Raw genomic sequence first — 24,886 nt, forward strand, 5'->3', positions numbered from 1 at the left:
ATCCTCCTAGGTTCTTGTATAGGCAAGCCTGATCTGAAAATAGCTGAACCGGTCATCTAAAGCCTCTTTTACGATTCTCAGCTGATGGGTATTCAGTTCATGAATCTTGCGTGTAATCAGAGCAAGCCCCTCTTCTTCAAGAAACATTGAGATATCAAAACCTGGGTCATTTAATGAGATCTCGACAATGTGGTCTTCTATCGTGCTTCTTTTTAAACGCCTGATGTCAGAAATCGTTTTAACCGACTTCCCTGAGCGGATCAAATGAAGTGTTTTGGAAGCAGATTCAGTCAGAGAATCGCTTTTTGTCAAATCTTTTGAAACGGCATGCAGGATCGGATAGGCGTGAACATTTTTCGTTGATTCCTTTAAAAAACGGTGAACAAGTCCCCAGAACTTGAGCCTGATGTAAACTTCATCGTCATTAAACTTCTCGGCAAGCTGCTGGTAGGTAAAGCCGATTCTGCTTTTGGAACTTAATTGATACACCCACACAGCGGCCGCTGTATTGTCAGCCTGCTTCAGAAATGCCTGCATCTCCTGATACATGCTGAAGGCAAGCTCTTCTTTTGAGAATGGCATCCCTTTAAGATAGGATTTCACCCATCGCTGCACTTTTTCGTCTTTTATCACAGGCAGATAGCGCGCGCTCCCGGCTGCTGCATGAGAAAGCACCTGTACTAGAAGGACGGTCCGCTTCCAGAAATGTACACCTGCCTGGGAATAAATAGCGCCGTCCAAGTCTTCCGGAAGCGGCTTTTCTTTTAACATCTTTTCTTTATGAATGACGGCATCAGGATTCGTCCTGCAGACATCGCCTTCACCGGGAAGCAGCCACCCTTTCTTTACAAGTCCTCCAATGGCTGCATCAAATTCTTTCCTTGAAAGATCGGGAAACATTCCGAAGAGGCGGGACAGACCGAAAAGTTTGCTGTCCTGAATGGTCTGGGAAGATTTTTTTCCTTTCAGCAGATGAAAGACCGCAGATGCAGTCCGTTCGCCTCTGAACCCATCAAGGCATTCCAAGTAAATACACTCCATATAAGGATCTGTCATGGTCATCACCCTGCACTTTTTGACACGATTCGATATATGTTCATTGTAACAGATTCTGTATAAAAAAAGGCGTTTAAAGTTGCGTTCAAAGGGTACCTTATATACTAGAAACCCTTATATGATAAGCATTCTCAATGTACTTTACTATTGAAAAGTTTTATAAACAGATTTACAATGTATAAATATAAAGAGGTACGCACTCGTTCAGACTTTCATTTCTTATGCACTGACAAATGAATGACAGTACCATATCATAGAGTGTAACCAATTCAGAGGAGGTTTTTTTGATGGCAAAGTATACAATTGTTGACAAAGATACGTGCATTGCTTGCGGTGCTTGCGGAGCTGCTGCACCGGACATTTATGATTATGATGATGAGGGGATTGCATTTGTAACCCTTGATGATAACCAGGGAATTGTTGAAGTTCCTGAAATTCTTGAAGAAGACATGATGGATGCATATGAGGGCTGCCCGACTGACTCCATTAAAATTGCTGACGAGTCATTTGACGGCGACGCATTGAAATTTGAATAGCATAATACGAAAAACCCTCCGCATCTGCGGAGGGTTTTTTAATGGGCTTAAGCAGCCCGTTTATAGTCATTTTGAGCATGAACCCATGTTTTCAGCTTGGCGAAAATCGCCATAAACACAAAGCCCATCACAATTCCTTTAATTAAGTTAAATGGCAGAATACCACTTACAATCAGTGCTTTAAGCTCAGGCGCTGCCATTGCCGGCGCGTTCAGGAACCACGTGTAGGCAGGAATAAACAAGTAATAGTTCAGGACACTCATAGCACCTGCCATGAGGACTGTTCCTGCTGAAAGACCGATTGCAAGACCTTTCATGCTGTTCATTCTTCTGTACAGATAGGATGCCGGAAGAATATAAAGAACTCCCGCAGTGAAGTTTGCGAGCTGCCCTACAGGTACTCCCGCAGCATTTCCCATAATGATATAGTGAAGAATGTTCTTCAGCGCCTCGACCATAATCCCTGCGCCAGGTCCGTAAAGAATGGCTGCAATAATGGCCGGCACGTCCCCAAAATCAAGCTCCAGAAAGCTTGAAAAACCAATCGGGAAATTAAAAATCATTAAAACAAAACCTACACTGGCAAGCATCGCAATCGATACCTGCTTTTTGACTTTACTTTGCTGCATTGCTGCTTCTCTCCTTTTTCGATCCATCCGGAAAGAAAGGAAACGTTCTGTTTTTCCCTGAAAAATAAAAACCCCAAGTGAAAAAATCACTATGGGGAGAATTTAGTCAAGGTCAAATAAACGGTTAAAATTTTCATTTTAAACGCCAGAACCTCCATCTTCTCCCATCCAGACTTTACTGTCGGCTCTGGAATCTCACCAGATCCTGCCATCACAAGGACGGCTCGCGGGCTTTGGAAATAACTCTTTCCTTACCGCCGGTCGGGAATTTCACCCTGCCCCGAAGATAGATCATGTTATTTTGTTTTCGAGATAAGTATACTGCATCTGTTTCAATTTGTGAATACATTTGCTTGCGAAACATCTTCCAGCAAATGTCTTTATCGTTGTACCGCGTTAATGTTATTGACACAATAATCGTAATATGATAAATTATCTGATATTTACTAGATGTACTTAGGGGGATAAACATGTACCGAATTCTTGTTTCAGATTCAATGAGTGCAGACGGTCTGCAGCCTTTACTCGAAGCAGAACACGTCGAAGTTGTCCAGAAAAAAGCCGCCGAAGCAGAAGATGACCTTCATACATTTCATGCTTTACTGGTGCGCAGTGCCACAAAAGTAACAGACGAACTGATTGGAAAAATGACCTCTCTTAAAATTATTGCCAGGGCCGGTGTTGGAATCGATAACATTGATCTTGATGCTGCTACAAAGCACGGTGTTGTCGTCATTAATGCACCTGACGGAAATACCATCTCGACAGCAGAACATACTTTTGCCATGATGACATCTCTCCTTCGCCATATTCCTCAGGCAACTGTATCTGTTAAATCCAATGAATGGAACCGGAATGCATTTGTCGGGACGGAGCTTTACGGCAAAACGCTCGGTATCGTGGGACTTGGAAGAATCGGAACTGAAATTGCCAAGCGAGCACAGGCCTTCGGGGTAAATGTGATCGTATTTGATCCGTTTTTAACCCGCGACCGCGCAGCCAAAATATCTGTTAAAAGCGCCACATTGGATGAAGTTTTGACACAGGCGGACATTATCACCGTACATACACCGCTTACTAAAGAGACAAGAGGCCTGATCGGTGCTGAATCACTGCCGAAAACAAAAAAAGGCGTTTATTTGCTCAATTGTGCACGTGGCGGAATTATAGACGAGAAAGCAATCATCCCTTATCTTGAAAACGGCCATATTGCCGGTGTTGCCCTGGATGTATTCGAAACAGAGCCGCCGGAAAATCATCCGCTTCTGAAATTTGACAATGTGATTGCCACACCGCATTTAGGGGCCTCAACAAAAGAAGCCCAGTTGAATGTAGCCGCTCAGGTTGCACAGGATGTTCTCGACTTCCTAGATGGAAAGATCGTCACAACTTCTGTAAACCTGCCTGCTCTGACAAAGGAAGTATTCGAAAAAATCCAGCCATTTTACAGGCTCGCAAAGAATATGGGCAATATCGTTTCACAATGCATGAAAGAGCCTGTACATGATATTTCCATTACATACGAAGGTTCTGTTGTAGAGCTTGAAACGTCGTTTGTGACAAAAAGCCTGATTGCAGGATTCCTCACTCCCCGCGTTGCATCAAATGTCAACGAAGTAAACGCAGGGATGATCGCCAAAGAGCGCGGCATCAGCTTCAGCGAAAAAATCACTTCGAATCAGTCAGGTTACGAAAACTGTATTACGGTGTCCATTCACGGAGACCAGACTACTTTTGAAATAAAAGGCACACATGTTCCGCATTACGGCGAACGCATTGTCGGCATCAATTCCTTTAACATTGATTTTTATCCCGCAGGTCATCTTATTTATATTCAGCATACAGATAAGCCAGGAGTCATCGGACGTGTCGGAAGAATTCTAGGAGATCATGAAGTCAATATCGCAACGATGCAGGTAGGACGGAAAAATGCAGGCGGAGAAGCCATCATGATGCTGTCATTCGACCGCAAGCTTGATGATTCCCTTATTAAAACCCTTTCTGACATCGACGACATTGTATCCATAAAACCTATTGAGCTTTAAGGGAATAAGAAAAAACGAGCAAGCAGATCATCTGCTTGCTCGTTTTACGTTCTTTTTACAGGCAGATCAATGACAACTTTAGTGCCCTCTCCCACCTTGCTTGAATACGTGATGGTGCCGCCATGCGACTGGATGATTCTGTAGCTGACCGTAAGGCCGAGCCCTGTTCCTTTTTCTTTCACGGAATAAAACGGCTCTCCAAGGCGTTTCAGCCTCTCCTCTTCCATGCCTTCCCCGTCATCTTCAATCATGATGCGCGCTGATCCGCCTTCTTCAAAAAGAGAGATGGAAATCGTTTTTGATCCTGCTTCAATAGAGTTTTTTATAATATTGATAAAAACCTGCTTCAGCTGATTCGGTTCGCAGTCAATTTCCTTCATCCCCGCGTCTGACTGAAACACAATATTCACCCCGTACATATTCGCCTGTGATTCTAGCAGCGAAATGACATTGCACATCAGCTTGCTAACATTTGTTTTCGTAAAGCAGATGTTCTGGGGCTTTGCCAGCACAAGCAGCTCTCCGACAATCTCATTGATCCGGTCAAGCTCATTTTCCATAATCTCATAATACATTTTATTCACACTGTCGTTTTTGTTCATCAGCTGAACAAACCCTTTTAAAGAGGTGAGCGGATTTCTTATCTCGTGGGCGACGCTTGCGGCAAGACCTCCGACAACACTCAGTTTTTCAGCTTTTTGAAGACGGTCCTCCGCTTCTTTCATCTGGGTGATGTCCCGTCCGATCACGACAAGGGCCTTTCTCGAGCCGTCTTCATTGAACAGCGGAACCTTAATCGTATCAAACGTTTTAAAGTTTCCATCCGGCTGCGGGATCTGTTCTTCACTCCTGCTGACAGATCCGCTCATCCAGGTCTGCTCGTCCGATTCCTCGCAATAAAGCAGTGCCTCTCTGTAGAATTCCGTGTATTCAGCAAGATCCCTGTCCCGCTTCCCCTTGTAATCCACTCCCTGCAGGTCAAACAGATTCAGCCCGAACGTATTTACCTCAATCCACCGGCCCTCACCGTCTTTAAAGTTTACAAAGTCCACCATAGAATTTATAAGCGACAGCAGCTTTTCTTTTTCCCGCTCAAGCTCTTGAAACTGTTCATTTTTGCTGATCAGGTATTTTATAAAAATAAACGTCGCGACAATGAAGAAAACTGCTTTTATTTTTGAAATTGCAATAAATGTGTATATGTCATAATCAAGCAGTGCAATCAAATGGTCTGTGCCAAATACCCACACGATGCTTAGTAAAACATAGAAATATAGAACCTTTTTCATTTTTGACATGTATGTCTCCCGAAAATAAGATGTAGACTTCCATTTTACTACTAAATCCGGGAAAAGGGATAGGCATCGGCAGAAATTTTTAAAACAGACATGTTCTTTCAAATAAAAAAGACCGCGGGCATCAGCCTGCAGTCTCCTACTTCAATCTATTGGAACTTCTTTGCGCTCGCCTTTTGAAAATGTCATCAGCGATGTGTAGCCAACTCTCTTTGCAAGAGCCACAGCCTGGTCATAATCGGCACCGACATCACCCGGGACATGTGCATCCGAAGACAGGACGATTGGAATTTGCTTTTGATGGCACAGCTTTAAAAGCCTTTCATCAGGATACAGTTCGCCGACAGGCTTTCTGAGCCCTGCAGTGCTGATCTCAACGCATGTCTTGGACTGGGCAAGAGCATCTGTCGCCCGGTCATACTGCTTCATTAGAAACTCTTCGTCATCCGGGACGTATTTAAAAATTTTGACAAGATCCAGGTGGCCGACGATATCAAACAGATTCGACTGGGCAAGGGTTACGACCTGATTGAAATAATGCTCATACACTTCTTTTACATCACGCTTGTCCCATTCATGCAAATATTCCTTCAGGTCAATTCCAAAGTCATCCACCCAGTGTATGGAACCGATAACATAATCAAAATCATATGTATCAATAAACGATTTCATTTCAGCATGCCTGCCTGGTGTATAGTCCATTTCAATCGACATTTTCACATCAATTCCCTGATTCCATGCCTCGTGAAAAAGTGACACGTAATCCTTCATATCATAGTAGCGCCTCTCGTCTACCCATGGGTTGCTCAGAATGTTTTTTGTCTGATAAAAATGATAGGCATGCTCGGAAATTCCGAAATGCTGTATGCCTTTTGCGGCAGCTTCATCTGTAAATTCCTTTAAATAATCAAGTGTCAGAGTGCCTCTTTCGAGATGATTGTGATAGTCGGTGCGCATTGTCTGCTCCCCCTGCGAAGTTTTGTCCTATTATATCGCTTTTTGGAAAGTGTGACAATGCATTTTCAGTTTATTTAGAGGAAACTGAAGATTGAGTAATTTTCAGCATTTGGTCAGGAAAAATAGCTTCAGATGACAGGTCATTTTCTCGCTTCAGCTGCTGAACAGTTATTTGTAGCTGTTCTGCTATCGAAAAGAGGGTGTCCCCTTTTTTAACGGTGTACTGGCTAACGGAGGCCGTTCTTTGCTCAATCATCAGCTTCTGTCCTGCGTATAGACGGTCAGATACAAGGCCGTTTATTTTCTTCAGTCCATCTATGCTCAGTCCATTTCTTTTGGCAATCCCCCACAGCGTGTCCCCTTTTTGGACAGTGACAGATCCATCTTCAGCAGCAGGCTGTGCCGTCGCGGGAACGGCTTCTATAGATTGGGCTGCCACCATGATAAATGGATCAACAGCCTGTTTTTTGTCGTATGTCCATTTTCCTTTATGTACTTCAAAATGCAGGTGAGTCCCTCTGGATACACCCGTGTTGCCGATCACACCGATTTTTTGGCCCCTTGCTACTTGTTCACCTTCTGAAACGGTCCTTTTGCTCAAATGGGCATAGACCGTTTCATATCCTTCAGGGTGAGAAATAAAAACGACATGGCCATATGTATTCGAAAGATAGGATTTTGTCACTGTTCCTGACTGTACAGCGGAAATGGCCGTTCCTTCAGGTGCTGCAATATCAATTCCTTTATGTTTTCCGCTTCTTGTTCCAAATGTGTCTGTTATTGTGCCCTTGACGGGATGAATCCAGCTTTTGTCTTCAGCTGGACTTTCTGCTTTTGCGAGTGTGCCTCCGACAAAGAGCAACATAACGCATATTCCGACAATCAGAGCAATGGATAACCTTCTCAGCAAATCTAACATGAGTTCCCCCTAGTTTGTTCATTTGTCAAAAAATGACCAATACTAGTATTATGCAGACTTTGCCAATTCATACGTTAAAATTGTGTGAAGAGGGGGTTTTGGATGAGGGTTATTCTTACAGCATCCTTTTAGATAAGGCCTAATTATTCTTCTCTAATTTTTAATGGAAGCCTGACTTTGTGGGGATTTTTGGTTTGAAGGTATACCCGTTCCCTTGCGCTCCAGTCACTTGCTTTCCGCGGGGAGCCCCGGGAGCCTTCTCACTCCGTTTGCGGGGTCTCCCGTGCCCTCTTCATCCCTTAGAAATGCGGAAGCGTCCGTTTTGCTCCGGCAGTCAGATAAGAAATCATCCGAAAAGTACGGGTCCCGCCTTTTTGGGGGATTTTGTTCTGACAGAGGAGCCTGAGCGCTGCAGCTGGACAAGGAGTCAAGTGCCTTCCGCTTCAGTTCACTGGAGAGTGGTGATTCTGCTGCAGGAAGGAAACCCTAAAACGGAATAAATTTAATGCTTTAAATGGACTATAGCAATCCATTTTTTTCGTTAATTTTTTATAAAGATTTTCTCTTAAACAACTTCAATAAACCAAAGAGAACGAGATATATAATAAATACATTCAAAAGAAGTCCCCATATTTCAAAACTAAATTGACCATCACCATAGTAGCCCAGCCATTGAACACGTATCCCAAAGAATCTATAAGTGCCTTCATTCCAGTATCCAATGTTAGGTATAAAAGCTATTAAAACCGTTAGAATCAGTGCAATGAGAATAAGAAATTTCTTATTGATTATACTCATAGCAGAATCACCTCCACCTATTTAAGCATCGATTCCATTTAACCGATAGCCCCATTTTCAATAAGGTAAGTTCACTCCTTGTTCCTAAACATGAAATTGGCTAGAATTCCGCATACAATAATAGTCAATCCAGCAAAAATTCCGGCGTATATTCTATTGTCCCAGTCTATAAGAAAATTTGCGGCAGTAATGACTGTGGCAGCAAGAAAGGACATAAGAATTGTTTGAGGAATATTTAATTTCAATTTTAACTTTTCCATAAAAATCTCCTATTCAGATCTTAGAATTAGAGGTACCTTTGAACTTTTCTTAAGGATTGTTAACCGATACCGTTTCTTCAAACTGCAATCCAAAGTAACTATATGTTATATGCAATCTTTCTATGGGTTCATTATGTACAACACTTATTCCATAACTTTTATCATTTTTAGTTGCCGTTCCATCATTCATCTTTTCTAGTTGGGTTATTGGAGATGTGTCGGACTCAATGTAGATAGTATCAATATTACTAATGCCAAATTCCTTTTCATCAAATGTATTAGATATGACAAAACCTTTAAGGGGATTCGTGGCCTGTATTTTAAGCTTTATAGGTTCATTGTAATTATTTACTAGAACTTCATTAATCTTCAGCTTTCCAAACCCTTTATTCCCTATTGCAACAACAACTGCTTTATTATCTACTGTTGAAGCAACTGTACCACTTTCCAATGGAGAATTGATTTTGAAAAAAGAATAAAGTCCAATAAATACTATTATTATGCTTAGAGCTAAAATTAAAATTGATTTCTTCATTTATCCCAACCCCCACACCACGCCCAATTCCTTATTATGAAAATGAGATTTCATTGTGCAACAATTGCCCCCTATAATTGAGGATCCTATCTTCATTTGTAATTATAAATTCAACTAACTCATCTAAAGGACCGATAAAAGTTTCAACCTCTCTTAGGTGATAAAAAGTGCTTGTGGTTGCAAATTTATTAACCTCATCGTTGGATGAATATAGAATAATTCTTTTATTAAGTCCCAAAGCTATTCCAAACTCAATGTGACTTCCTTTTCCAGCTGGTAATAATACAACGATCAAATCAGCTTCCGCCACAGCAATCTTTTCTTGACGACCAATTAGTTTTAGGTCTTCAAATGTGGAAGCTTTTTCATTTTCAGTCCAATCATATGTTTGTATATAACCTCTACTTTTTAACTGATTACTAACCTGTCTAACCTTATCTATATTTTTAAAACTAGACGCAACATAAAACTTCATTCTTCTCCTCCTTTGCTATTACATTTATTCAACAAGTCTGCCTTTTAATTAAATACCTAATATTTACAATAGTACCATAAATATTCCGTCTACTAGACAGGTAATTCTAAATCTATATATAAAGACTCCCCCCCTCCTCTACCATCTTTTCTCAACGGCAAAAAACCCGCAAGCATCATGCTGCGGGTTTTTCCGGCTATTCCTCAAGATCAACGGGATTTGGCGAGAACGGAACGGGCACGGCCTGTGTTACGTCCATTTCACCAATTCTGCCGGCTTCAATTCCTTCGAATTTTACACTTTCATAGCCAAAATCTTTGGCGGTCATCAAAATTGCTTCAAGCATCAGTGTATCTGTTTCGTTATCATCTATTGTTGAGGCGTCTGTAAATTCAATGGTTACTTCTTTATCTGTTTCTTTTACTTCATCAATGATAACTGTTTTTTCGATTACTGGTTTTAATCCGAGAGTCCCTTTTTCCTTCATAGCAGTCAGTGCATCTGTCAGCTTGTTAAAGGGTAGAAGGGAAGGAGCCAGGAATTTAGGGGAATCGAGGCTTTCTTGATACAGAAAATAGGCTTTCTTCTTGAACTTTGTGAATGTCAGCTTATCCTGAAAGCCATACGCTCCGATTTCTGCTCCTTTTTCGCTGCCGGTATAATAGTCAGCCTGAGAGGCATCCTGCCAGCGGAAAGACTCTTCCAGACCTTCTGTAAAGAGTCTGTTTTCCGTTTCAGAGCTGGATGCCGCATAGGCATTGCCTTTTATGTCAACAGACATCCGCTCTTCTCCTGTTTCATAGGAGAGCTTTGTTCCTGAGAGTGCAGAAGGACTAAGCCCGGAGATTTCCGGGTCAAATGAAGACAATGCCGTTTCAAAAAGAGTCATGTACGAGTCAGAGGAATCGAACTGAAAACTGAGCGGTATCGTATTTTGCACCTGAAGATCTGGATAGGCAACCGTTACAATCGTCTGATTGTCATTTGTTCTTGCTACAAATGACTTTTTCTCAGGCTCTGGTGCAGACTTTGCTTCTAATTTCATGTCTGCGTTCTCTTCCGGCGCCTGGCCGCTTTCAACTGCTTTATCCGCACTTGATTCAGACCTGCTATCACTCATCTGGAAGTTCTGAAGGAAAAAGGGTGAAAGGATTAAAAGAATAAAAAGTGCGGCAATGCTTGCAAAAGCCGGTGTTTTCCACTGAACTTGCTTTTTGTGCATACGTTCCTGCAAACGGGTGTATATTTGCTGCTGCGAGCGCCGATCTTTGATATCCGGCATTGCTTGAAGCTTATCTGTAATCTGCTCATCGTTCCATTTTGATTGATTCATCCCTTTACTATTCCCTCCTTCCTGATCGAGTGTTCAGACAATTTATTTTTCAAAGCTTTCAGCGCTCTGTGCTGGGTCGTTTTCACTTTGCTTTCTGTAAATCCCAGGGCTTCTGCTGTATCCGAAATGGACATTCCCTGAATATACCTTAAGATTATGACGGCCTTCTGATCGACCGTGCATGTATCAAGCGTTCTGTATACCATCTGCATCTCTTCGTTTAAAGCGGCAATCTCCTCCGGAAGCGGCTGATGATCCCGTATTTGCTCACGGTCCCAGTCAAATGCTTCAAAGATGCGCTGTTTGAGTGTTTTCTGTTTGCGGAAAAAATCAATCGCAACATGTCTTGCAATGGAGAGGATCCAGGTTTTTTCACTGCTCCGTCCTTCAAAACTGCTGTGTGATTTTAATATTCGTATATACACTTCCTGAACGAGGTCCTCGGCCTGTTCACGATTCTTTACCATATAAAATAAGAACTGGAAAAGATCGCTGTGATATTTTTCATAAATCCTCTGAAAGGCCTCTTCCATGAACGAACCTCCAATCAATACATTAGTCGGAATGAAGAATAAAAAGTTACACATCTTTTACTATATCGGGATTGCATAGAAAAAGGAAGGCAGTTTCCGCCTTCCTTTTTAAAGAAATTATGACTCTTTCTTTTTAGTAAATACGATGGCACTTCTTTCATACTCCACATCTTTTGAACCGAGTCTGGCATTTGCCGCTCTAGCTGCCGCAAAGAAATAATCGGAAAGTCTGTTCATGTATGTTAAAACATGCTCATTGATTTCCGTTTCTTTTTTGAGCGAAACAATACAGCGCTCTGCCCTTCTTGCTACGGTCCTTGCCACATGGATGGCAGCAGCCGCCTTTGTCCCTCCAGGAAGAATGAATCGCTCGAGCGGAGGGGCTTCTGCTGTGTACGCATCGATTCGTGATTCAAGAAACTCAATCATGTCAGGAGTTGTTTTATAGGGATGTTTTTGCTTGCCGTGGATGACAGCAAGATCGCTTCCGCAGTCAAAAAGTTCATGCTGGATTTTTTCAAATTCCTGCTTCATGTCTTTTAGGGTATCATCGTTCATCCATGTCATGGCAAGACCGGTAAAAGAGTTTACCTCATCGATTGTTCCGTAGGCCTCTACCCTCAGATCATCCTTATCGACCCGGCCCCCGATAATGCTTGTTTTCCCTTTATCACCGGTTCTAGTATACAAATTCATATTCAGCAGCTCCTGTCCTTTGTTCTCAGACTGTCTTGCCTAAGCTATAAAGAAAGTCTCTCTCTTATTCTGCCATTATTTTATTGAAGTGTAACGCCATAATCGTTTTTATAGAGATAATACTGAAACGTTTTTTGCATGACCGGGTACAGCACGAGAAAGAAAATGCCGTTTCCTGCTGCATGCATCGTATCAAACGGGATTCCTGCAAGATAGTAGACAAGTCCATTTTCGGTCAGGACAAACATATTCAGAGAAACGATGAATCCAAAAAGATATCCCGCAAGAACGGCTGCCGGGGTAAAAACGAGAAGTCTGTTTCTTTTAACCGCTTTTCCAAGCAGGCCGAAGATTAAAGCCAAGGTCCCCCAGGCAAGCATCTGCCAGATTGTCCACATGCCCATGCCAAGCAGCAGATTGCTGAGAAAACAGCCAAGCACCGCGACGATCATTCCATTAACCGGTCCGAGCAGAATCGCGGTTATAAGAATTACGGCTGTCATCGGCTGCACATTCGGAATGAACTGAAAAGTCAGCCTGCCTACAACGGACAAGGCAATAAGCAAAGAGAGAAGACTGATTCTTCTCGTTGTCATTGTTTCTCACACTTATTCATAATTCCGCAGATCAAATTCAATCTTATCGCCGTCTTTCAGCTTAATGTCATTTGCTCCTGTCATAGCATCTTCCCCGTTTACAACTAAATGCCAGTATGTTTTGTCCGCTTCGCTCGCCTGGATGCCTTCAATTCCGTTGATAAAGCCTCCGGACTCTTCAATTTCAAAGTTTGCCTTCATTGCATCCATAAGGCTCTGGCCTTCTTCAAAAACCACTTCTTTTGATTCTACTTTCTCCGCCATTTCATTTTTAGTCAGCGTGACAGAGGCTTTCAGTTCCTCCGCCTGCTCTTCGCTTTCAGCAGCAGGTTTTGCTTCTTCTGTTTTAGGTTCCTCTGCCGCATTTCCGCAGGCGCTCATCAGTGCAAGAAGAAGCACTGCGAGAAAGCTGTAAAATTTGTTCATGATCCATCTCTCCTCTTGTTGTTGTGTATGTATTGGAATAGCAAAAAGCCCATCTGTTAGAAGATGGGCTTTTAAAAACGGCATAGAAGAAACTGCAGGCACTGGTGCCATAACTGTGCCGTTTCTATGCTCAAATCCCCGAAGAATAGTAACGTTTGAAAGAACCCGGCAGGTCTACTGACTCGTGCTTCATCCTCAAGCCTGCACCTTCCCGTCTGAATCAGTCATTCTGACAGTGGTCTAAAAGCAGGTATTGTCTGCACTTACAGTTGCGGGGACAGTTCAGGCATCTCACCTGATTCCCTATTAAGCAAAGTTTGCACCAGTTTCTTTTCGTATTCACTTTTATATCCAGCTTTTATTGTACCTAAAATGACAAGCGGCATCAACAGGTGTTTCGTATGAAACAAGAATATTCGTCACATTCTATCAGGAAAAACGTTTTTTCGAGGCAGATAGAAACTGAATGTGGTTCCTTCATTGACTTTGCTGTGCACATTAATCGAACCTGAATGGGCATCGACAATGTTCTTGGCAATCGCAAGACCAAGGCCTGTTCCGGAGCGGCCTCTCGTCCTCGCCTTATCTGCTTTATAGAAGCGTTCAAAAACAAACGGCAGATCTTCTTCGACAATTCCTGTGCCTGTATCCTTAACATCAACCTTTATTCCGCCCGCAACGGACTGCACCCCCACTTCAACTGTGCCGCCCTCAAGAGTATGCCTGATTGCGTTATCCACAAGATTCGTCAGAACCTGTTCAATTTTATCCGGATCAAGAACAAACTCAGGTTCGTCGAGTGCAAAACTGGAGGTGAGCGTAATATCTTTTTCCCTCGCAAGTCCCTGGAACTTGCGGTTGATTTTTTCAATAAATTCATTAATGGAAATGCTCTCAAGATTGAGGGTGATATGACCCGCTTCCATCCGGGCAAGATCGAGCAGATCATTGACAAGCCGTCCCATTCTGAGCGATTCATCGTAAATAACCTGGGCAATCTCTTTTTTCTCCTCATCCGAGCTTGCAATATCATCTACAATCGCTTCAGAATACCCCTGAAGCATGGCAATCGGCGTTCTCAGTTCATGGCTGACGTTTGCGATAAAGTCTTTGCGCAATTTATCAAGCCGGCGCTCTTCTGTCATGTCCCGAAGCACGGCTACCGCCCCCCGGACGTAAGACTGATTGTAAAGCGGGCTCATGACAAGCACCCAGCTTCTTCCCTGAAGGGTTACTTCCACGATATGCTCTCTTTCTGTGTTGACAACCCGCTGGAACAATTCTTTCGCTTCAGGAGGAATTTCTTCCCCCTCGTTTATCTGCATTTTTTGTTCATAGTACCATGACTGCAGGAAGCGTTCCGCAGGGGGATTGGTCACAAGAATGGTTCCATCAATATTAAGTGTGATAACCCCGTCTGCCATACTGCTCAGAATGCTCGTTAAGTGCTCTTTCTCCTGATTAAGAGCGTTGATGTTAAACTTCAGCTGTCTCCCCATCTGATTGAATGCAATAGCGAGCTCCCCGATTTCATCGTGGCTCAAAATCGGAACTTTTGTATCAAAATTGCCTCGTGTCAGCTCTTGTGTCGCCTCTCTCATTTTTCTCAGCGGATAGGTAATTCTGGTTGACAGGAAGAAGGCAAAAACCGTTGTCAGAATGATGGCTATACCTGCCGCAAGAAGAATGTATTTTGTCGTGTGCTCGGTTGTCTTTTGGACGGCCTGCAGGGACTGTGACATAAAAACGGCTCCGTCCTTGCCGTCACTTGTTTTATAGGGAACACCGACTACAAGCACTTCCTCCTTGTTTCCGGAGTTTTTTTGCTGTTCTTCCGGCAGCCGGGTGAGCTTGCTTACATTTTTCTGATCCTGGAACACCTTTGACAGCTCTCTGTCAGCGCGGATGTCCTCCATGCTGAAGGTTGGTGTGTTTTCATACTTTTTAGGAGAAAACCAGTATTCATTTTCGTTCTCGGCTATCACAATGCTAGTCAGTTCATCCGCAAGCTCCCAGGTAATGGACCTTGCAAGCTCCTGGTCTTCATGATTTTCCAAAATAACAGACACTTTATTGGCCAGCTGCGTCAGTTCATTTTCGGCTTCATCAACATGAAAGCTTTCAATAAACTGGAGCAGCAGAACAGTCAGGACAAACAAGACGAATGATACAAGAAGCAGAATGGTAAACCAAAGTTTACCGACTACGCTTTTCCAGAACATCATTCACTGCCTGCCTCAAACTTGTAGCCGACACCCCAGACCGTGACTATCATCGAGGCAGCATCGGGTGAAACTTTGCTGAGTTTCTCTCTCAGGCGCTTTACATGCGTATCAACCGTTCTCAAGTCTCCGAAAAACTCATACTGCCACACTTCCTTCAAAAGCTTCTCACGGTCATACACTTTGTCAGGCGTTTTCGCAAGAAAATAAAGCAGCTCATACTCTTTAGGCGTTAAGCTGACTTCTTTTCCATCAGCAAGCACCCGGTGAGCATCATGGTCAATGGAAAGATGCGGGAAAACAATGACGTTTTTCGCTTTTGTTTCTGTTTTAAGGAAAGAAGTCGTTGAAGAGCGTCTCAGCAGGGCTTTCACTCTTAAAACAACTTCTCTCGGGCTGAACGGCTTAACGATGTAGTCATCTGTTCCGACCTCAAAGCCCTGAACTCTATTCACTTCTTCCCCTTTTGCCGTCAGCATGATGATCGGGGTCGCTTTTTTCAGGCGCAGCTGTCTGCATACCTCAATGCCGTCAATGCCCGGCATCATTAAATCAAGCAGAATCAGATCATATTCTTCTGCAAGAGCCATTTCCAGAGCGTCGCTTCCGTTGTCGGCTTCTTCTATTTGATAGTTTTCACGTTCAAGGTACATCTTCAGCAGTCTTCTTATTCTGTCTTCATCATCTACAACAAGTATTTTATAGTTTGGATTGGTTTCCATAGAGGTTCCTCCCTTATTAGAAAAGCGTAAGCGGGCGTTCAGCTCCGGGAGCCAGATAAGAAATCACATAAAAAGTCCGGGTTTAGACTTTTTAGGGAATTTTGTTCTGGCAGAGGAGCTGGCCGCTGAAATGCGTAAGCGGCAAATCCGCCCGCCATTAAGAAAAAGAATGATTACTTCCTATTTTACCAAAAAACCTTCACTTTATAGGAGTGAAGGCTCTTTAAAAACGTATTTTAAGCGTAAGAATGCAATCCGGCAATGACAAGGTTCACAAAAATCAAGTTAAACATGATAATAGCAAAACCGATTACAGCAAGCCAGGCTGATTTTTCTCCCTGCCAGCCTTTTGAAAGCCGCAGATGGAGATATGCCGCATAAAACAGCCACGTAATCAGGGCCCAGACCTCTTTTGGATCCCAGCCCCAAAAACGGGTCCATGCAATCTGCGCCCAGATCATGGCGAAAATCAGAGCGCCTAATGTGAAGACCGGAAAACCGATTGTCACAGAACGGTAGCCAATTTCATCTACAAGGTCCAGGTTGACGTTTTTCGTCAGCGGCTGCAAAAAGGCGGATATCCGCTTTCTTAAAATCAGGCGCAGCGCACCGTACAGCAGCAACCCTGTTCCAAGCGACCAGATCACTGTATTCAGTTTTCGTGCTGAAATCAGAGCCGGAACTTCAACAGCAGCTTCCATTTTTCCTTCTGTCAGCAGTTCGCCTTTATGGGGACCAACTAAAGCAGGAAGGTTATAGACCATTTCTGCTTCCTGTTCGTTCTTATCCGTCCACTTATAAACAGCCTCATAATCCATGAATCTGAATGTGCTGGTAATCGCTATAAACGCAATTGTGGCAACAAGCGCATACATGACCGCTTCAAGCCAGAATGTCTTTTTGGATCTCACGGACTGATCGACTGTACGAATGAGATAAATGACTCCCGCAATAAAACTGATTGCAAGAATTGCCTGTCCAAGAGCCGCAGTGGTCACATGGATGTGAAGCCAGTTGCTCTGCAAAGCCGGAATCAGCGGAGATATGTCTGTTGGAAACATGCTTGCATAGGCAATCAGAAGCAAGGCAACAGGAAGTGTAAATAATCCAAGAACCGATACTTTATAAATAAAATAGAGGACAATAAATGCCAGAACAAGCATCATGCCGAAAAACGTTGTAAACTCAAAAAGATTGCTGACAGGAGCATGCCCGGAAGCCATCCATCTTGTAAAAAAATAGCCGGTCTGTGCTGCAAACCCGGCGATTGTCACCGCAATGCCTGCAGCCGCCCATTTCGTAGGCTTTTTATATTCTTTTCTCTTGTCGCGGATTGCTCCTGCAAAAAGAAAGGTTGCAGCCAGGTATAGAAAGAATGCTGCAAATAGCAAATTACTGCTTAAAGCCGCCACACCTTTTCCTCCTCATCGCTTTATTTCTCATCTGACTGGTCAGCCGGCTTTTCAATCACTGTTCCTTCAAGCACAGCTTCCATTTCCTTTTTAATGCCGTACCAGTTTTTATTGGTATGGCCTGCAAGGAGAATGGCATCCCCGTTCCGCCTGATCCAAATGCGGCGGTGATTCCAGTACATGCCCTGAGTGACACCGATCATGAAAATGGCTCCGCCAAGTCCAAGGAACCAGAGGGTATTGTCTTTTCTTACCGTAAGAGCAGAAAGGTTTTTTGTTTCGACTCCTTCAAACTTCATCTTCATCTGATTATCTTCACTCGGCTCAATCGTCTGCTGAATCGCAACAAAACTCGTTTCGCCTTCAGGTTTATCAGGAGAAATCATTTTAAAAACGAATGCCGGGTTATCCGGAATCCTTGTCTTCGTTGCCGGCTCACCCTCGCTGTTAAAATAAAAATCAGGAAGATAGCTTGCGACTTCAACTTTATAGCCATTGCCAAGGTCGTACTGTTTTTGCGGATCCAGCAGATCTATGGCAAGCTCACCAAAGCTCTCTTCCGTCTCTTTGTCTATCAGACTGAATTTCATCTTGTTTAATTCGTTCAGTTTGAAGTCAACTTGATAAAGAGCATACGAATCATGCTTTAACGGCTGATTCACTTTAATCTGCTCATCCTTTATTTTCTCAAGCTCAGGTTCTGCGCCAACGAGCGCTTCCCCTTTTCGTTCAAATAAGGTGACGTTTGTCTGATAGTTTTTGGCTACACTGCCGTCTCCTACTCTAGTAATCGCGTTTTCAAATACTTCATCTTCGCTTTCTTTCTGGTAGGTTTCCATAATGAACTGATCGCTTTTCAGAAAATACTTGCCGTCTGTTCCAGGGATGACCTTTGTTTCTCCTTCGCGGATCCACAAGACATCATCCACATACATGCCCGGCACAAACCTGAGCATCGCTCCAAACAAAAAGATGATTAGACCGATGTGGTTGACATAGGGTCCCCATCTTGAAAAACGGTTTTTTTCGGCCAACAGGCTGCCGTTCTCTTCTCTGACATGATAGCGTTTTCTCTCAAGCTTTTCTTTCACCATTTTCAGCTGCGCATCTGCGTCTGTGACAGACGGTGTCTCGCTGAACAGACGCTGCCTTCTCATGAAACTTTCATGGCGTGTGACGCCCTGCTTTTTCAGCGCCCTGTAAAGCGGTACGAATCTGTCAAGGCTTGCAATGACAAGCGAAGCTGCCAGAGCCCCGATAAGGACGATATACCACCACGAGCTGAAAAGTTCATGAAATCCAAGCTGATAATAAAGCTGGCCGATTACGCCGTATTCTTCCCGGTAGAAATCTTTAGGCGTCACATTCGGCGGTATGTACATCACTTGAGGAAGAATGGTGCCGATCGCTGACGCTATTAAAATCAGGACGATAATCCAAATCCCGACTTTTACGGAAGAAAAGAAATTCCAGATCTTATCGACCGGGGTTCTTTTATAGGTCTGGGACCGTCTTGCACTGCCGTCATACTTCATATCAAGCAGCTTGCTTCCGTTCTCCTTTTCCTGAATAGGACGGCCGCAGGATTCGCAGAGAACCGTTCCATGCGGATTGCTGTGGCCGCATAAGCATTTCACTTCATTCATGATGAAAACTCCCCGTTTACGGCTTGATTGATTCCATATAATCCCTGACCATCCGCTCATTCATCTGGCCAGTGATAATTTCTTTCACTACTCCATTTTTGTCAATGAGAAATGTAGTCGGAAGCGGGACAACTCCATATGCCTCAAGCACCTGTGAGTCTTTATCAAGAACCACGGGAAAAGATAAATCATATGTTTCCATAAAGCTCTGCACGGCAACGTCTGACTCTGCGATGTTCACGGCAAGAATTTCAACGCCCTTGTCTGAATAATAATCATACTGGTTCTGCATATAGGGCATCTCGCGTTTGCACGGCTCGCACCATGTTCCCCAGAAATTCAGAAAAACACCTTTTCCTTTGTAATCAGAAAGCTGGTGCTTGTCCCCGTTCAGGTCTGTTAATACGAAATCAGGCGCCTCGCTGCCAACCTTCACCTTTTCTTTGCTTGAGAAAAAATTTGTGTATAACGTATATCCCAGCGCCCCGGCAAGCAGGGCGAGGATAATGGATCTCATGATCAGACGTCTTTTTTTCTTCATTGAAAACTCTCCCATATCCTCATACATTTCAACTCATTATATCACTGTTTTTTTGGAACATTTTCCTGATAATTTGAAGTTTATGTGAAAATTAAGGCGCTTACTTTCCAAATTTGGCAAGGGATCTGAGCTGTTTCACCTCATGCGGGGAAAGCTCGCGGGCATCGCCTGTTTTCAGTCCCTTAAGGTCAAGGAAGCCGTATGTTTCGCGCTTAAGCTTTAGAACAGGGTGTCCGATCGCTTCAAACATGCGGCGCACCTGTCTGTTTCTGCCTTCATGGATGGTCAGTTCCACAATGCTTGTCTGCTTCTTTTTATCAAGAGATACAAACTTCACCTTTGCAGGAGCCGTTTTCCCGTCTTCAAGCATGATTCCTTTTTCAAGCGATCTCAGCGTTTCACGCGGAGGAATGCCTTTGATTTTTGCCACATAGGTTTTTTCAACTTCGCTCTTAGGGTGCATCATCAAATTGGCAAATTCGCCGTCATTAGTCATGATGACAAGGCCGGAAGTATCATAATCAAGCCTTCCAACGGGATAGATTCGCTCTTTAATATGCTGGAAGAAATCTGTCACCGTTTTTCTTCCTTTATCGTCAGAAGCAGTCGAGACCACTCCGCGCGGTTTGTAAAGAATAAAATACACAGGTTCTTCTTTTTCAACAGGAACTCCGGCAACCTCAACACGGTCATTTCCGGATACTTTTATCCCAAGCTCCCGGACGGTTTTGCCATTCACTGTAACTTTTCCTTCTAATATAAGCTCTTCCGCTTTCCTTCTTGATGCAAGGCCTGCGTGAGCTATCACTTTTTGCAAACGTTCCATTCTTTTCACCTCGTTAACATCTTACTGCTAAAAATTTGATTAGACAAGTTCTCGTGGCATGCACGAAGCCTTATTATCTCACAAAAATGATGCGCCTGCTCAAAAATCTTCATAACTGCCGAAACAGGCATATAAAAAAGCCTTCCGGATGAGGAAGACTTGAATTCTATGCATTAAAAAGCAAGCATCACAATAAAGATAGCAGCCGCAATCCCCAGCAAGTCTGCTAGGAGCCCCACTTTCAGCGCATCCCCCATTTTTTTCACACCGACCGCGCCGAAGTAAACCGTCAGGATGTAGAGCGTTGTATCCGTGCTTCCCTGCATGACGGCAGAGAGCCTTCCGATAAAAGAATCCGGTCCGTAGGCTGCAATCAAATCTGTCGTCATTCCAAGAGCGGCAGTCCCTGATATCGGCCGGATAAAAGCCAGCGGTACAATTTCACTCGGCACACCGATTGCATCCAGTGCGGGTTTCATCATCCCGACGAAAAATTCAAGCGCACCAGATGCACGAAAAATGGTGATGGCTACGAGCATTCCCACTAAATAAGGAATAATGGAAAAGGCAATTTCAATTCCTTCCTTGCCGCCTTCAACAAACGTTTCATAGGTCGGCACTTTCTTAAACGTGCCGTAAACAAGAATGAACCCGATCATCAGGGGAATCATCCAAAGAGATATGATGCTGACAAGCCCCATTCCTATCTCCTCTCCTTCCGCATTCTTCTATGGTAGAAATAGCGGTCTATCAGAATGGCGCCAATGGCGGAAATGATGGTTGCAAGCAGTGTCGGCCCAACAATATCAGTGGGTGACTTTGACCCGTATGTCATCCTCACCGCAATGACTGTCGTTGGAATCAGCGTAATGCTTGATGTGTTCAGCGCGAGAAATGTAATCATTGACCTGCTTGCATCCGGTTTATTCCCATTCAGCTTTTTCATCTGCTCCATCGCTTTAATGCCAAGAGGTGTGGCTGCATTGCCGAGTCCGAACAGGTTCGCCATCATGTTTGACAGAATGTAGCCCATTGCCGGGTGTTCAGGAGGGATCTCCGGAAAGAGTCTTTTAACAAGCGGCTTAAACAAATTGCTCAATTTTTCAAGGAGTCCTGCTTTTTCCGCCACCTTCATCAGACCAAGCCAGAACACAAGCACACTGATCAAGCCGATGCTGATGGTAACAGCATCTTTTGCCCCTTTAAATACCGCAGCGTTCACTTCTTCCATCGTTCCGTTCACCATGGCAAACACAATTCCGATGACAGTCAGCCCCACCCATATGATGTTAATCATGTCCGCTGTAGCCCGCTCCGATAAAGAATAGCTTCCGGAATTTTTCCCAAAGAGGGGCATTCGGTTTGTTGGTCAGGCCATTATCATAGTAAATGGGCACCTCATCGACACGTTCATCTTCTACAATAACGGACATTTTCCCGACGACATTCGGCACATCTTCCGGCTTATCCCATTTTTTATCCGGTTTGATGAGCGTGATGTCGATTCTGATTTCATCCTCCTCCTCATCGTTCAGCGGATAGTACACATCTCTTTTGATGAACAGCCGGTTCTTATAGATTTTCTCCTGAATATCTTTCAGCGTTCCCGACTCTTTCACTTTAAAAAGATCATAATCTCTGTATGCCATATTGAACATGGCAATATGATCATTCCAGTCATCAGAAGCATCAATCGTAACAGCCACAAGGTTCATGCCCTCTTTAGAAGCAGTTGACACAAGCGTTCGCTTCGCCCGTTTCGTATACCCCGTTTTCCCGCCGGTGCTGTACTCATAAAGACTTGTCAGCAGTTTATTTTTATTTCTCCACACCCGGTCCCACTGCTCATTCGGATTAGGGGCACGGTGCACCTTAGTGCCTGATATTTTCTGATACATCGGGTTTTCCATGGCATACCTTGTCAGGATCGCCATATCATAGGCAGTTGAATAATGATTTTCATGATCATCCAGACCGTGCGGATTCGCAAACTCCGTATTCATCATGCCGATTTCCGCTGCCTTCTGGTTCATCATATGGACAAACCCTTCAACACTTCCGCCAACATGTTCTGCAATTGCAACCGCAGCGTCGTTTCCGGAACGGAGCATCAGGCCGTACACAAGGTCCTCAAGCTTAATCTTCTCACCCTCCTGAAGGTAGACCGCCGACCCTTCAGTATGTATCGCGCGATTGCTGACCGTTGCCTTTTCATCCATCTTCCCGGATTCAATCGCAAGAATGGCCGTCATAATTTTAGTAATGCTCGCAATTCTCCGTTTTGTATGGGCATCTTTTTCAAAAAGGATTCTTCCTGATTCCTGTTCAAGCAGTACAGCACTTCTTGCACTGACGCCCATCGCATCAGCCTTATGCGGCAGACCCGAAATAAGCAAAAGGCAAACAAGTGCGGTCACTGCGATCTGTTTCCATTGCCGCACAGCCCCCACGTCCTTTGATCGTTTTGTACAAGTTTATGCGGGTGGACAAAGGTTATGAAGGAATAATTTCTTCTTTTGGATGAAAAGTGTTGTGATACTGAGTTTGATGCTTGTCCTCTGAAATCGAATTACAGCTTGGGAGGGTACGAGTCGTGTGGTTGCTTACCCTCCTAGATCGTTTCTCAGTTTCCGATGGTACGATTCGGCCGCTTGCTTACCCTCCCAAATCGTTTCTCGGTTTCCGTGGGTACGATTCGCGCATTTGCTTACCCTCCCAGATCGTTTCTCGGTTTCCGTGGGTACGATTAAAGTGCCCGCACCTCATGCCATACCGAAAAAACAAAAAAACAGCTGCCCACTGGACAGCTGCTCACTTCGTTCATTTGGATTGAATCATTTTTGTACGGTAATCGGTTTCGTAGTACTCAAGCTCTTCGCGGATTTCCTGAAAGCCGCTTTCGAGTGAAGCTATCATCGTTTGAAGGGTTGCCGGTGCAGCATGGCGGTATTTGATGGCGTTTTTGCCTGTATAGGCTGACCTGCTGTCTTCATACCACACATCATTTTTCGGATTATAAAACTCTTCAATGCACTGATGATAAATTTTATAAAGCGCCTTTTCGGCTGCAGGCTTTCTGAAAGGCTCATTCTGAAGCACGATTCTGCACGCTTCAAGCCCTTCCTCGCAGTAAACGGACAGCCTTCTCAGGTTGCGGAAAAGATCTTCATAATACTCCTCTTCTCCTCCCGCTTCCTCGTTTAAAAAGGATGAGATTGTCGCATGGTTTAAAAACGTATTCAACTCATTGACGACATTCCCCAAAAAACGTTCTACTTGTTCAGTTTGTGCTTTCACAATGGCATTTCCCACTTGAGACACTTCCCTTCCGTTTGTTTACATTTCTTTATGTACAGTCATTTTTACTTTTTCAGCAGCATCCAAAAGACTGATCCTGCCGTGCTCTCTAATGTGAGCAGGAATCTCCAGGGCCTGCTGAAGATTGATTCCATCCAAGTACTTGAGGAAAACATCCTGCTCATTTACATAAAATCGTTTCCGCTTTAAGAGCGATTCATTTTGAATAATGCAAATTAACGCCAATACATCCTTTATTGCCGCATCTTTGAAAAGGGCAGGGTTTTGACCGGCAAACACCTCTTCAAAGTACCTGACATACAGGACGTGAAACGTTTTTTCGGTTTTACCTGTGACAATCGTGATTTCAGAGCGGTTAAAAAAATCCTCGGATGTATTCGGCATCTCTTTTTCTAACTCATAGCCTCTGCACATGGTTATGTACACCTGATTGCCCTCCTGATTTAGATTCAAAAAAAGGAACAAAGAGTGTCCTTTGTTCCGTTGTACCCTATTTTACCACAGGTTCTGCTTCAATTGTGTAAATTATTTGATTTCTTCAAATGTCTGATTGAAATTTTCAAAAAAGAGATCTGCTTCTTCTCCGAACGCCTCGTCGTCTTCTTTTTCAGGAAGTGGAGGAAGCTCCTTAATGTTCTTCAGGCCGAAATGCTCGAGAAATTCCTTGGTCGTTCCATAGAGAATGGCCCGTCCTGTTCCTTCCGCCCGACCGACTTCTTTCACAAGAACCTTGGCTGTGAGTGTCTGAAGAGGCCGCTCGGACTTGACTCCTCTTATCTCTTCAATTTCAGCTCTTGTAATCGGCTGTCTGTAGGCTACTATTGCAAGAATTTCAAGGGCTGCCTGTGACAGGGAGCTGTGGTTTGGTGTTTCAACCAGTTTCTTTAAATAAGCGGCATGCTTTTTCTTCGTTGTCAGCTGATAAACACCTGCGACTTCAATCAATTCAATGCCCCGCTGCTTTTTCTTATACTCTTTTTGAAGTTCTTCTATTGCTTCTGCTACAACCTCTTCTTCAATCTCAAGCACGGCTGTGAGCTGTTTCTTTGAAAGCCCCTCATCACCTGCGGCAAACAGCAGGGCTTCCATAATGGATTTCCATTTCTCCAA

Annotated in this window: 28 protein-coding genes and 2 riboswitches; of the genes, 2 read left to right on the plus strand and 26 right to left on the minus strand. The window is 43.8% G+C overall.

Annotated features, from left to right (window positions below; genetic code table 11):
* Positions 1-6: 6 nt before the first annotated feature.
* On the minus strand, positions 7-1,056 hold the full coding sequence (locus tag ACTSEZ_RS08765; RefSeq protein WP_369733792.1) for a YpbB family protein: 1,050 nt from the start codon (positions 1,054-1,056) through the stop codon (positions 7-9).
* A gap of 287 nt (positions 1,057-1,343) precedes the next feature.
* Between ACTSEZ_RS08765 and ACTSEZ_RS08770 the strand changes: the two genes are divergently transcribed.
* The gene (locus ACTSEZ_RS08770; protein WP_029280187.1) at positions 1,344-1,592 is read left to right on the plus strand and encodes a ferredoxin; all 249 of its coding nucleotides are present in this window, start codon (positions 1,344-1,346) and stop codon (positions 1,590-1,592) included.
* A gap of 47 nt (positions 1,593-1,639) precedes the next feature.
* On the opposite strand, the gene ACTSEZ_RS08775 is transcribed toward ACTSEZ_RS08770, so the two are convergent.
* Positions 1,640-2,221, minus strand: a complete 582-nt coding sequence (locus ACTSEZ_RS08775; RefSeq protein ID WP_369733793.1) for an ECF transporter S component — start codon at positions 2,219-2,221, stop codon at positions 1,640-1,642.
* A gap of 152 nt (positions 2,222-2,373) precedes the next feature.
* Positions 2,374-2,513, minus strand: a riboswitch (FMN riboswitch).
* Positions 2,514-2,691: 178 nt separating this feature from the next.
* Here ACTSEZ_RS08775 and serA point away from each other — a divergent pair.
* Complete coding sequence (gene serA / locus ACTSEZ_RS08780; RefSeq protein WP_369733794.1) at positions 2,692-4,266, plus strand: phosphoglycerate dehydrogenase; 1,575 nt, start codon at positions 2,692-2,694, stop codon at positions 4,264-4,266.
* Positions 4,267-4,310: 44 nt separating this feature from the next.
* On the opposite strand, the gene ACTSEZ_RS08785 is transcribed toward serA, so the two are convergent.
* The 24 genes from ACTSEZ_RS08785 to scpB form a co-directional block, all read right to left on the minus strand.
* Positions 4,311-5,564 carry an ATP-binding protein gene (locus tag ACTSEZ_RS08785; protein ID WP_369733795.1) on the minus strand — a complete coding sequence of 418 codons (1,254 nt, stop codon included), beginning with the start codon at positions 5,562-5,564 and terminating at the stop codon, positions 4,311-4,313.
* A gap of 141 nt (positions 5,565-5,705) precedes the next feature.
* Positions 5,706-6,518: a histidinol-phosphatase gene (locus ACTSEZ_RS08790; protein ID WP_369733796.1), complete on the minus strand. Its 813-nt coding sequence runs from the start codon at positions 6,516-6,518 to the stop codon at positions 5,706-5,708.
* Between the two features lie 70 nt (positions 6,519-6,588).
* Positions 6,589-7,437 carry a M23 family metallopeptidase gene (locus ACTSEZ_RS08795; RefSeq protein WP_369733797.1) on the minus strand — a complete coding sequence of 283 codons (849 nt, stop codon included), beginning with the start codon at positions 7,435-7,437 and terminating at the stop codon, positions 6,589-6,591.
* A gap of 549 nt (positions 7,438-7,986) precedes the next feature.
* Positions 7,987-8,235 carry a hypothetical protein gene (locus ACTSEZ_RS08800; protein WP_369733798.1) on the minus strand — a complete coding sequence of 83 codons (249 nt, stop codon included), beginning with the start codon at positions 8,233-8,235 and terminating at the stop codon, positions 7,987-7,989.
* A gap of 71 nt (positions 8,236-8,306) precedes the next feature.
* Positions 8,307-8,495 carry a hypothetical protein gene (locus ACTSEZ_RS08805; RefSeq protein WP_369733799.1) on the minus strand — a complete coding sequence of 63 codons (189 nt, stop codon included), beginning with the start codon at positions 8,493-8,495 and terminating at the stop codon, positions 8,307-8,309.
* 49 nt (positions 8,496-8,544) lie between these two features.
* Positions 8,545-9,030, minus strand: coding sequence for a hypothetical protein (locus ACTSEZ_RS08810; protein WP_369733800.1), 486 nt, complete (start codon positions 9,028-9,030; stop codon positions 8,545-8,547).
* 34 nt (positions 9,031-9,064) lie between these two features.
* Complete coding sequence (locus tag ACTSEZ_RS08815; protein WP_369733801.1) at positions 9,065-9,505, minus strand: group-specific protein; 441 nt, start codon at positions 9,503-9,505, stop codon at positions 9,065-9,067.
* Positions 9,506-9,701: 196 nt separating this feature from the next.
* Positions 9,702-10,838 carry an RsiX family anti-sigma factor gene (locus ACTSEZ_RS08820; protein ID WP_369733802.1) on the minus strand — a complete coding sequence of 379 codons (1,137 nt, stop codon included), beginning with the start codon at positions 10,836-10,838 and terminating at the stop codon, positions 9,702-9,704.
* Positions 10,835-11,371, minus strand: a complete 537-nt coding sequence (sigX, locus tag ACTSEZ_RS08825) for an RNA polymerase sigma factor SigX (protein ID WP_369733803.1) — start codon at positions 11,369-11,371, stop codon at positions 10,835-10,837. Before sigX ends, ACTSEZ_RS08820 begins: the two co-directional genes overlap by 4 nt.
* 117 nt (positions 11,372-11,488) lie before the next feature.
* Complete coding sequence (locus ACTSEZ_RS08830) at positions 11,489-12,067, minus strand: cob(I)yrinic acid a,c-diamide adenosyltransferase (protein WP_369733804.1); 579 nt, start codon at positions 12,065-12,067, stop codon at positions 11,489-11,491.
* An 80-nt stretch (positions 12,068-12,147) separates the two neighbouring features.
* On the minus strand, positions 12,148-12,663 hold the full coding sequence (locus ACTSEZ_RS08835; protein WP_369733806.1) for an ECF transporter S component: 516 nt from the start codon (positions 12,661-12,663) through the stop codon (positions 12,148-12,150).
* A gap of 12 nt (positions 12,664-12,675) precedes the next feature.
* The gene (locus ACTSEZ_RS08840; RefSeq protein ID WP_369733807.1) at positions 12,676-13,089 is read right to left on the minus strand and encodes a DUF4430 domain-containing protein; all 414 of its coding nucleotides are present in this window, start codon (positions 13,087-13,089) and stop codon (positions 12,676-12,678) included.
* Between the two features lie 150 nt (positions 13,090-13,239).
* A riboswitch (cobalamin riboswitch) is annotated at positions 13,240-13,431 on the minus strand.
* A gap of 77 nt (positions 13,432-13,508) precedes the next feature.
* Positions 13,509-15,314: an ATP-binding protein gene (locus ACTSEZ_RS08845; protein ID WP_369733808.1), complete on the minus strand. Its 1,806-nt coding sequence runs from the start codon at positions 15,312-15,314 to the stop codon at positions 13,509-13,511.
* Positions 15,311-16,033: a response regulator transcription factor gene (locus ACTSEZ_RS08850; RefSeq protein WP_029566080.1), complete on the minus strand. Its 723-nt coding sequence runs from the start codon at positions 16,031-16,033 to the stop codon at positions 15,311-15,313. Before ACTSEZ_RS08850 ends, ACTSEZ_RS08845 begins: the two co-directional genes overlap by 4 nt.
* A gap of 236 nt (positions 16,034-16,269) precedes the next feature.
* A complete protein-coding gene (gene ccsB / locus ACTSEZ_RS08855) occupies positions 16,270-17,445 on the minus strand; it encodes a c-type cytochrome biogenesis protein CcsB (RefSeq protein WP_369733809.1) in 1,176 nt (391 codons plus the stop codon).
* 20 nt (positions 17,446-17,465) lie between these two features.
* The gene (gene resB, locus ACTSEZ_RS08860; protein WP_369733810.1) at positions 17,466-19,091 is read right to left on the minus strand and encodes a cytochrome c biogenesis protein ResB; all 1,626 of its coding nucleotides are present in this window, start codon (positions 19,089-19,091) and stop codon (positions 17,466-17,468) included.
* Between the two features lie 16 nt (positions 19,092-19,107).
* On the minus strand, positions 19,108-19,632 hold the full coding sequence (gene resA / locus ACTSEZ_RS08865; protein ID WP_369733811.1) for a thiol-disulfide oxidoreductase ResA: 525 nt from the start codon (positions 19,630-19,632) through the stop codon (positions 19,108-19,110).
* 100 nt (positions 19,633-19,732) lie between these two features.
* Positions 19,733-20,458 carry a 23S rRNA pseudouridine(2605) synthase RluB gene (rluB, locus tag ACTSEZ_RS08870; RefSeq protein WP_369733812.1) on the minus strand — a complete coding sequence of 242 codons (726 nt, stop codon included), beginning with the start codon at positions 20,456-20,458 and terminating at the stop codon, positions 19,733-19,735.
* A gap of 173 nt (positions 20,459-20,631) precedes the next feature.
* The gene (locus ACTSEZ_RS08875; protein WP_369733813.1) at positions 20,632-21,159 is read right to left on the minus strand and encodes a spore maturation protein; all 528 of its coding nucleotides are present in this window, start codon (positions 21,157-21,159) and stop codon (positions 20,632-20,634) included.
* Between the two features lie 2 nt (positions 21,160-21,161).
* The gene (locus tag ACTSEZ_RS08880) at positions 21,162-21,755 is read right to left on the minus strand and encodes a nucleoside recognition domain-containing protein (protein WP_320155939.1); all 594 of its coding nucleotides are present in this window, start codon (positions 21,753-21,755) and stop codon (positions 21,162-21,164) included.
* Entirely contained in the window at positions 21,748-22,899 is a 1,152-nt protein-coding gene (locus ACTSEZ_RS08885; protein WP_369733814.1) for a D-alanyl-D-alanine carboxypeptidase family protein, read from the minus strand. Before ACTSEZ_RS08885 ends, ACTSEZ_RS08880 begins: the two co-directional genes overlap by 8 nt.
* Before the next feature lie 379 nt (positions 22,900-23,278).
* Complete coding sequence (locus ACTSEZ_RS08890) at positions 23,279-23,770, minus strand: DUF3907 family protein (RefSeq protein WP_369733815.1); 492 nt, start codon at positions 23,768-23,770, stop codon at positions 23,279-23,281.
* Positions 23,771-23,794: 24 nt separating this feature from the next.
* Entirely contained in the window at positions 23,795-24,202 is a 408-nt protein-coding gene (locus tag ACTSEZ_RS08895) for a hypothetical protein (protein ID WP_369733816.1), read from the minus strand.
* A gap of 99 nt (positions 24,203-24,301) precedes the next feature.
* Positions 24,302-24,886 (minus strand): SMC-Scp complex subunit ScpB, encoded by a 585-nt coding sequence (gene scpB, locus ACTSEZ_RS08900; protein ID WP_277987827.1) that lies wholly within the window; start codon positions 24,884-24,886, stop codon positions 24,302-24,304.

This window comes from Metabacillus mesotrionivorans, assembly GCF_052171315.1.
GTDB lineage: Bacteria > Bacillota > Bacilli > Bacillales > Bacillaceae > Bacillus_P.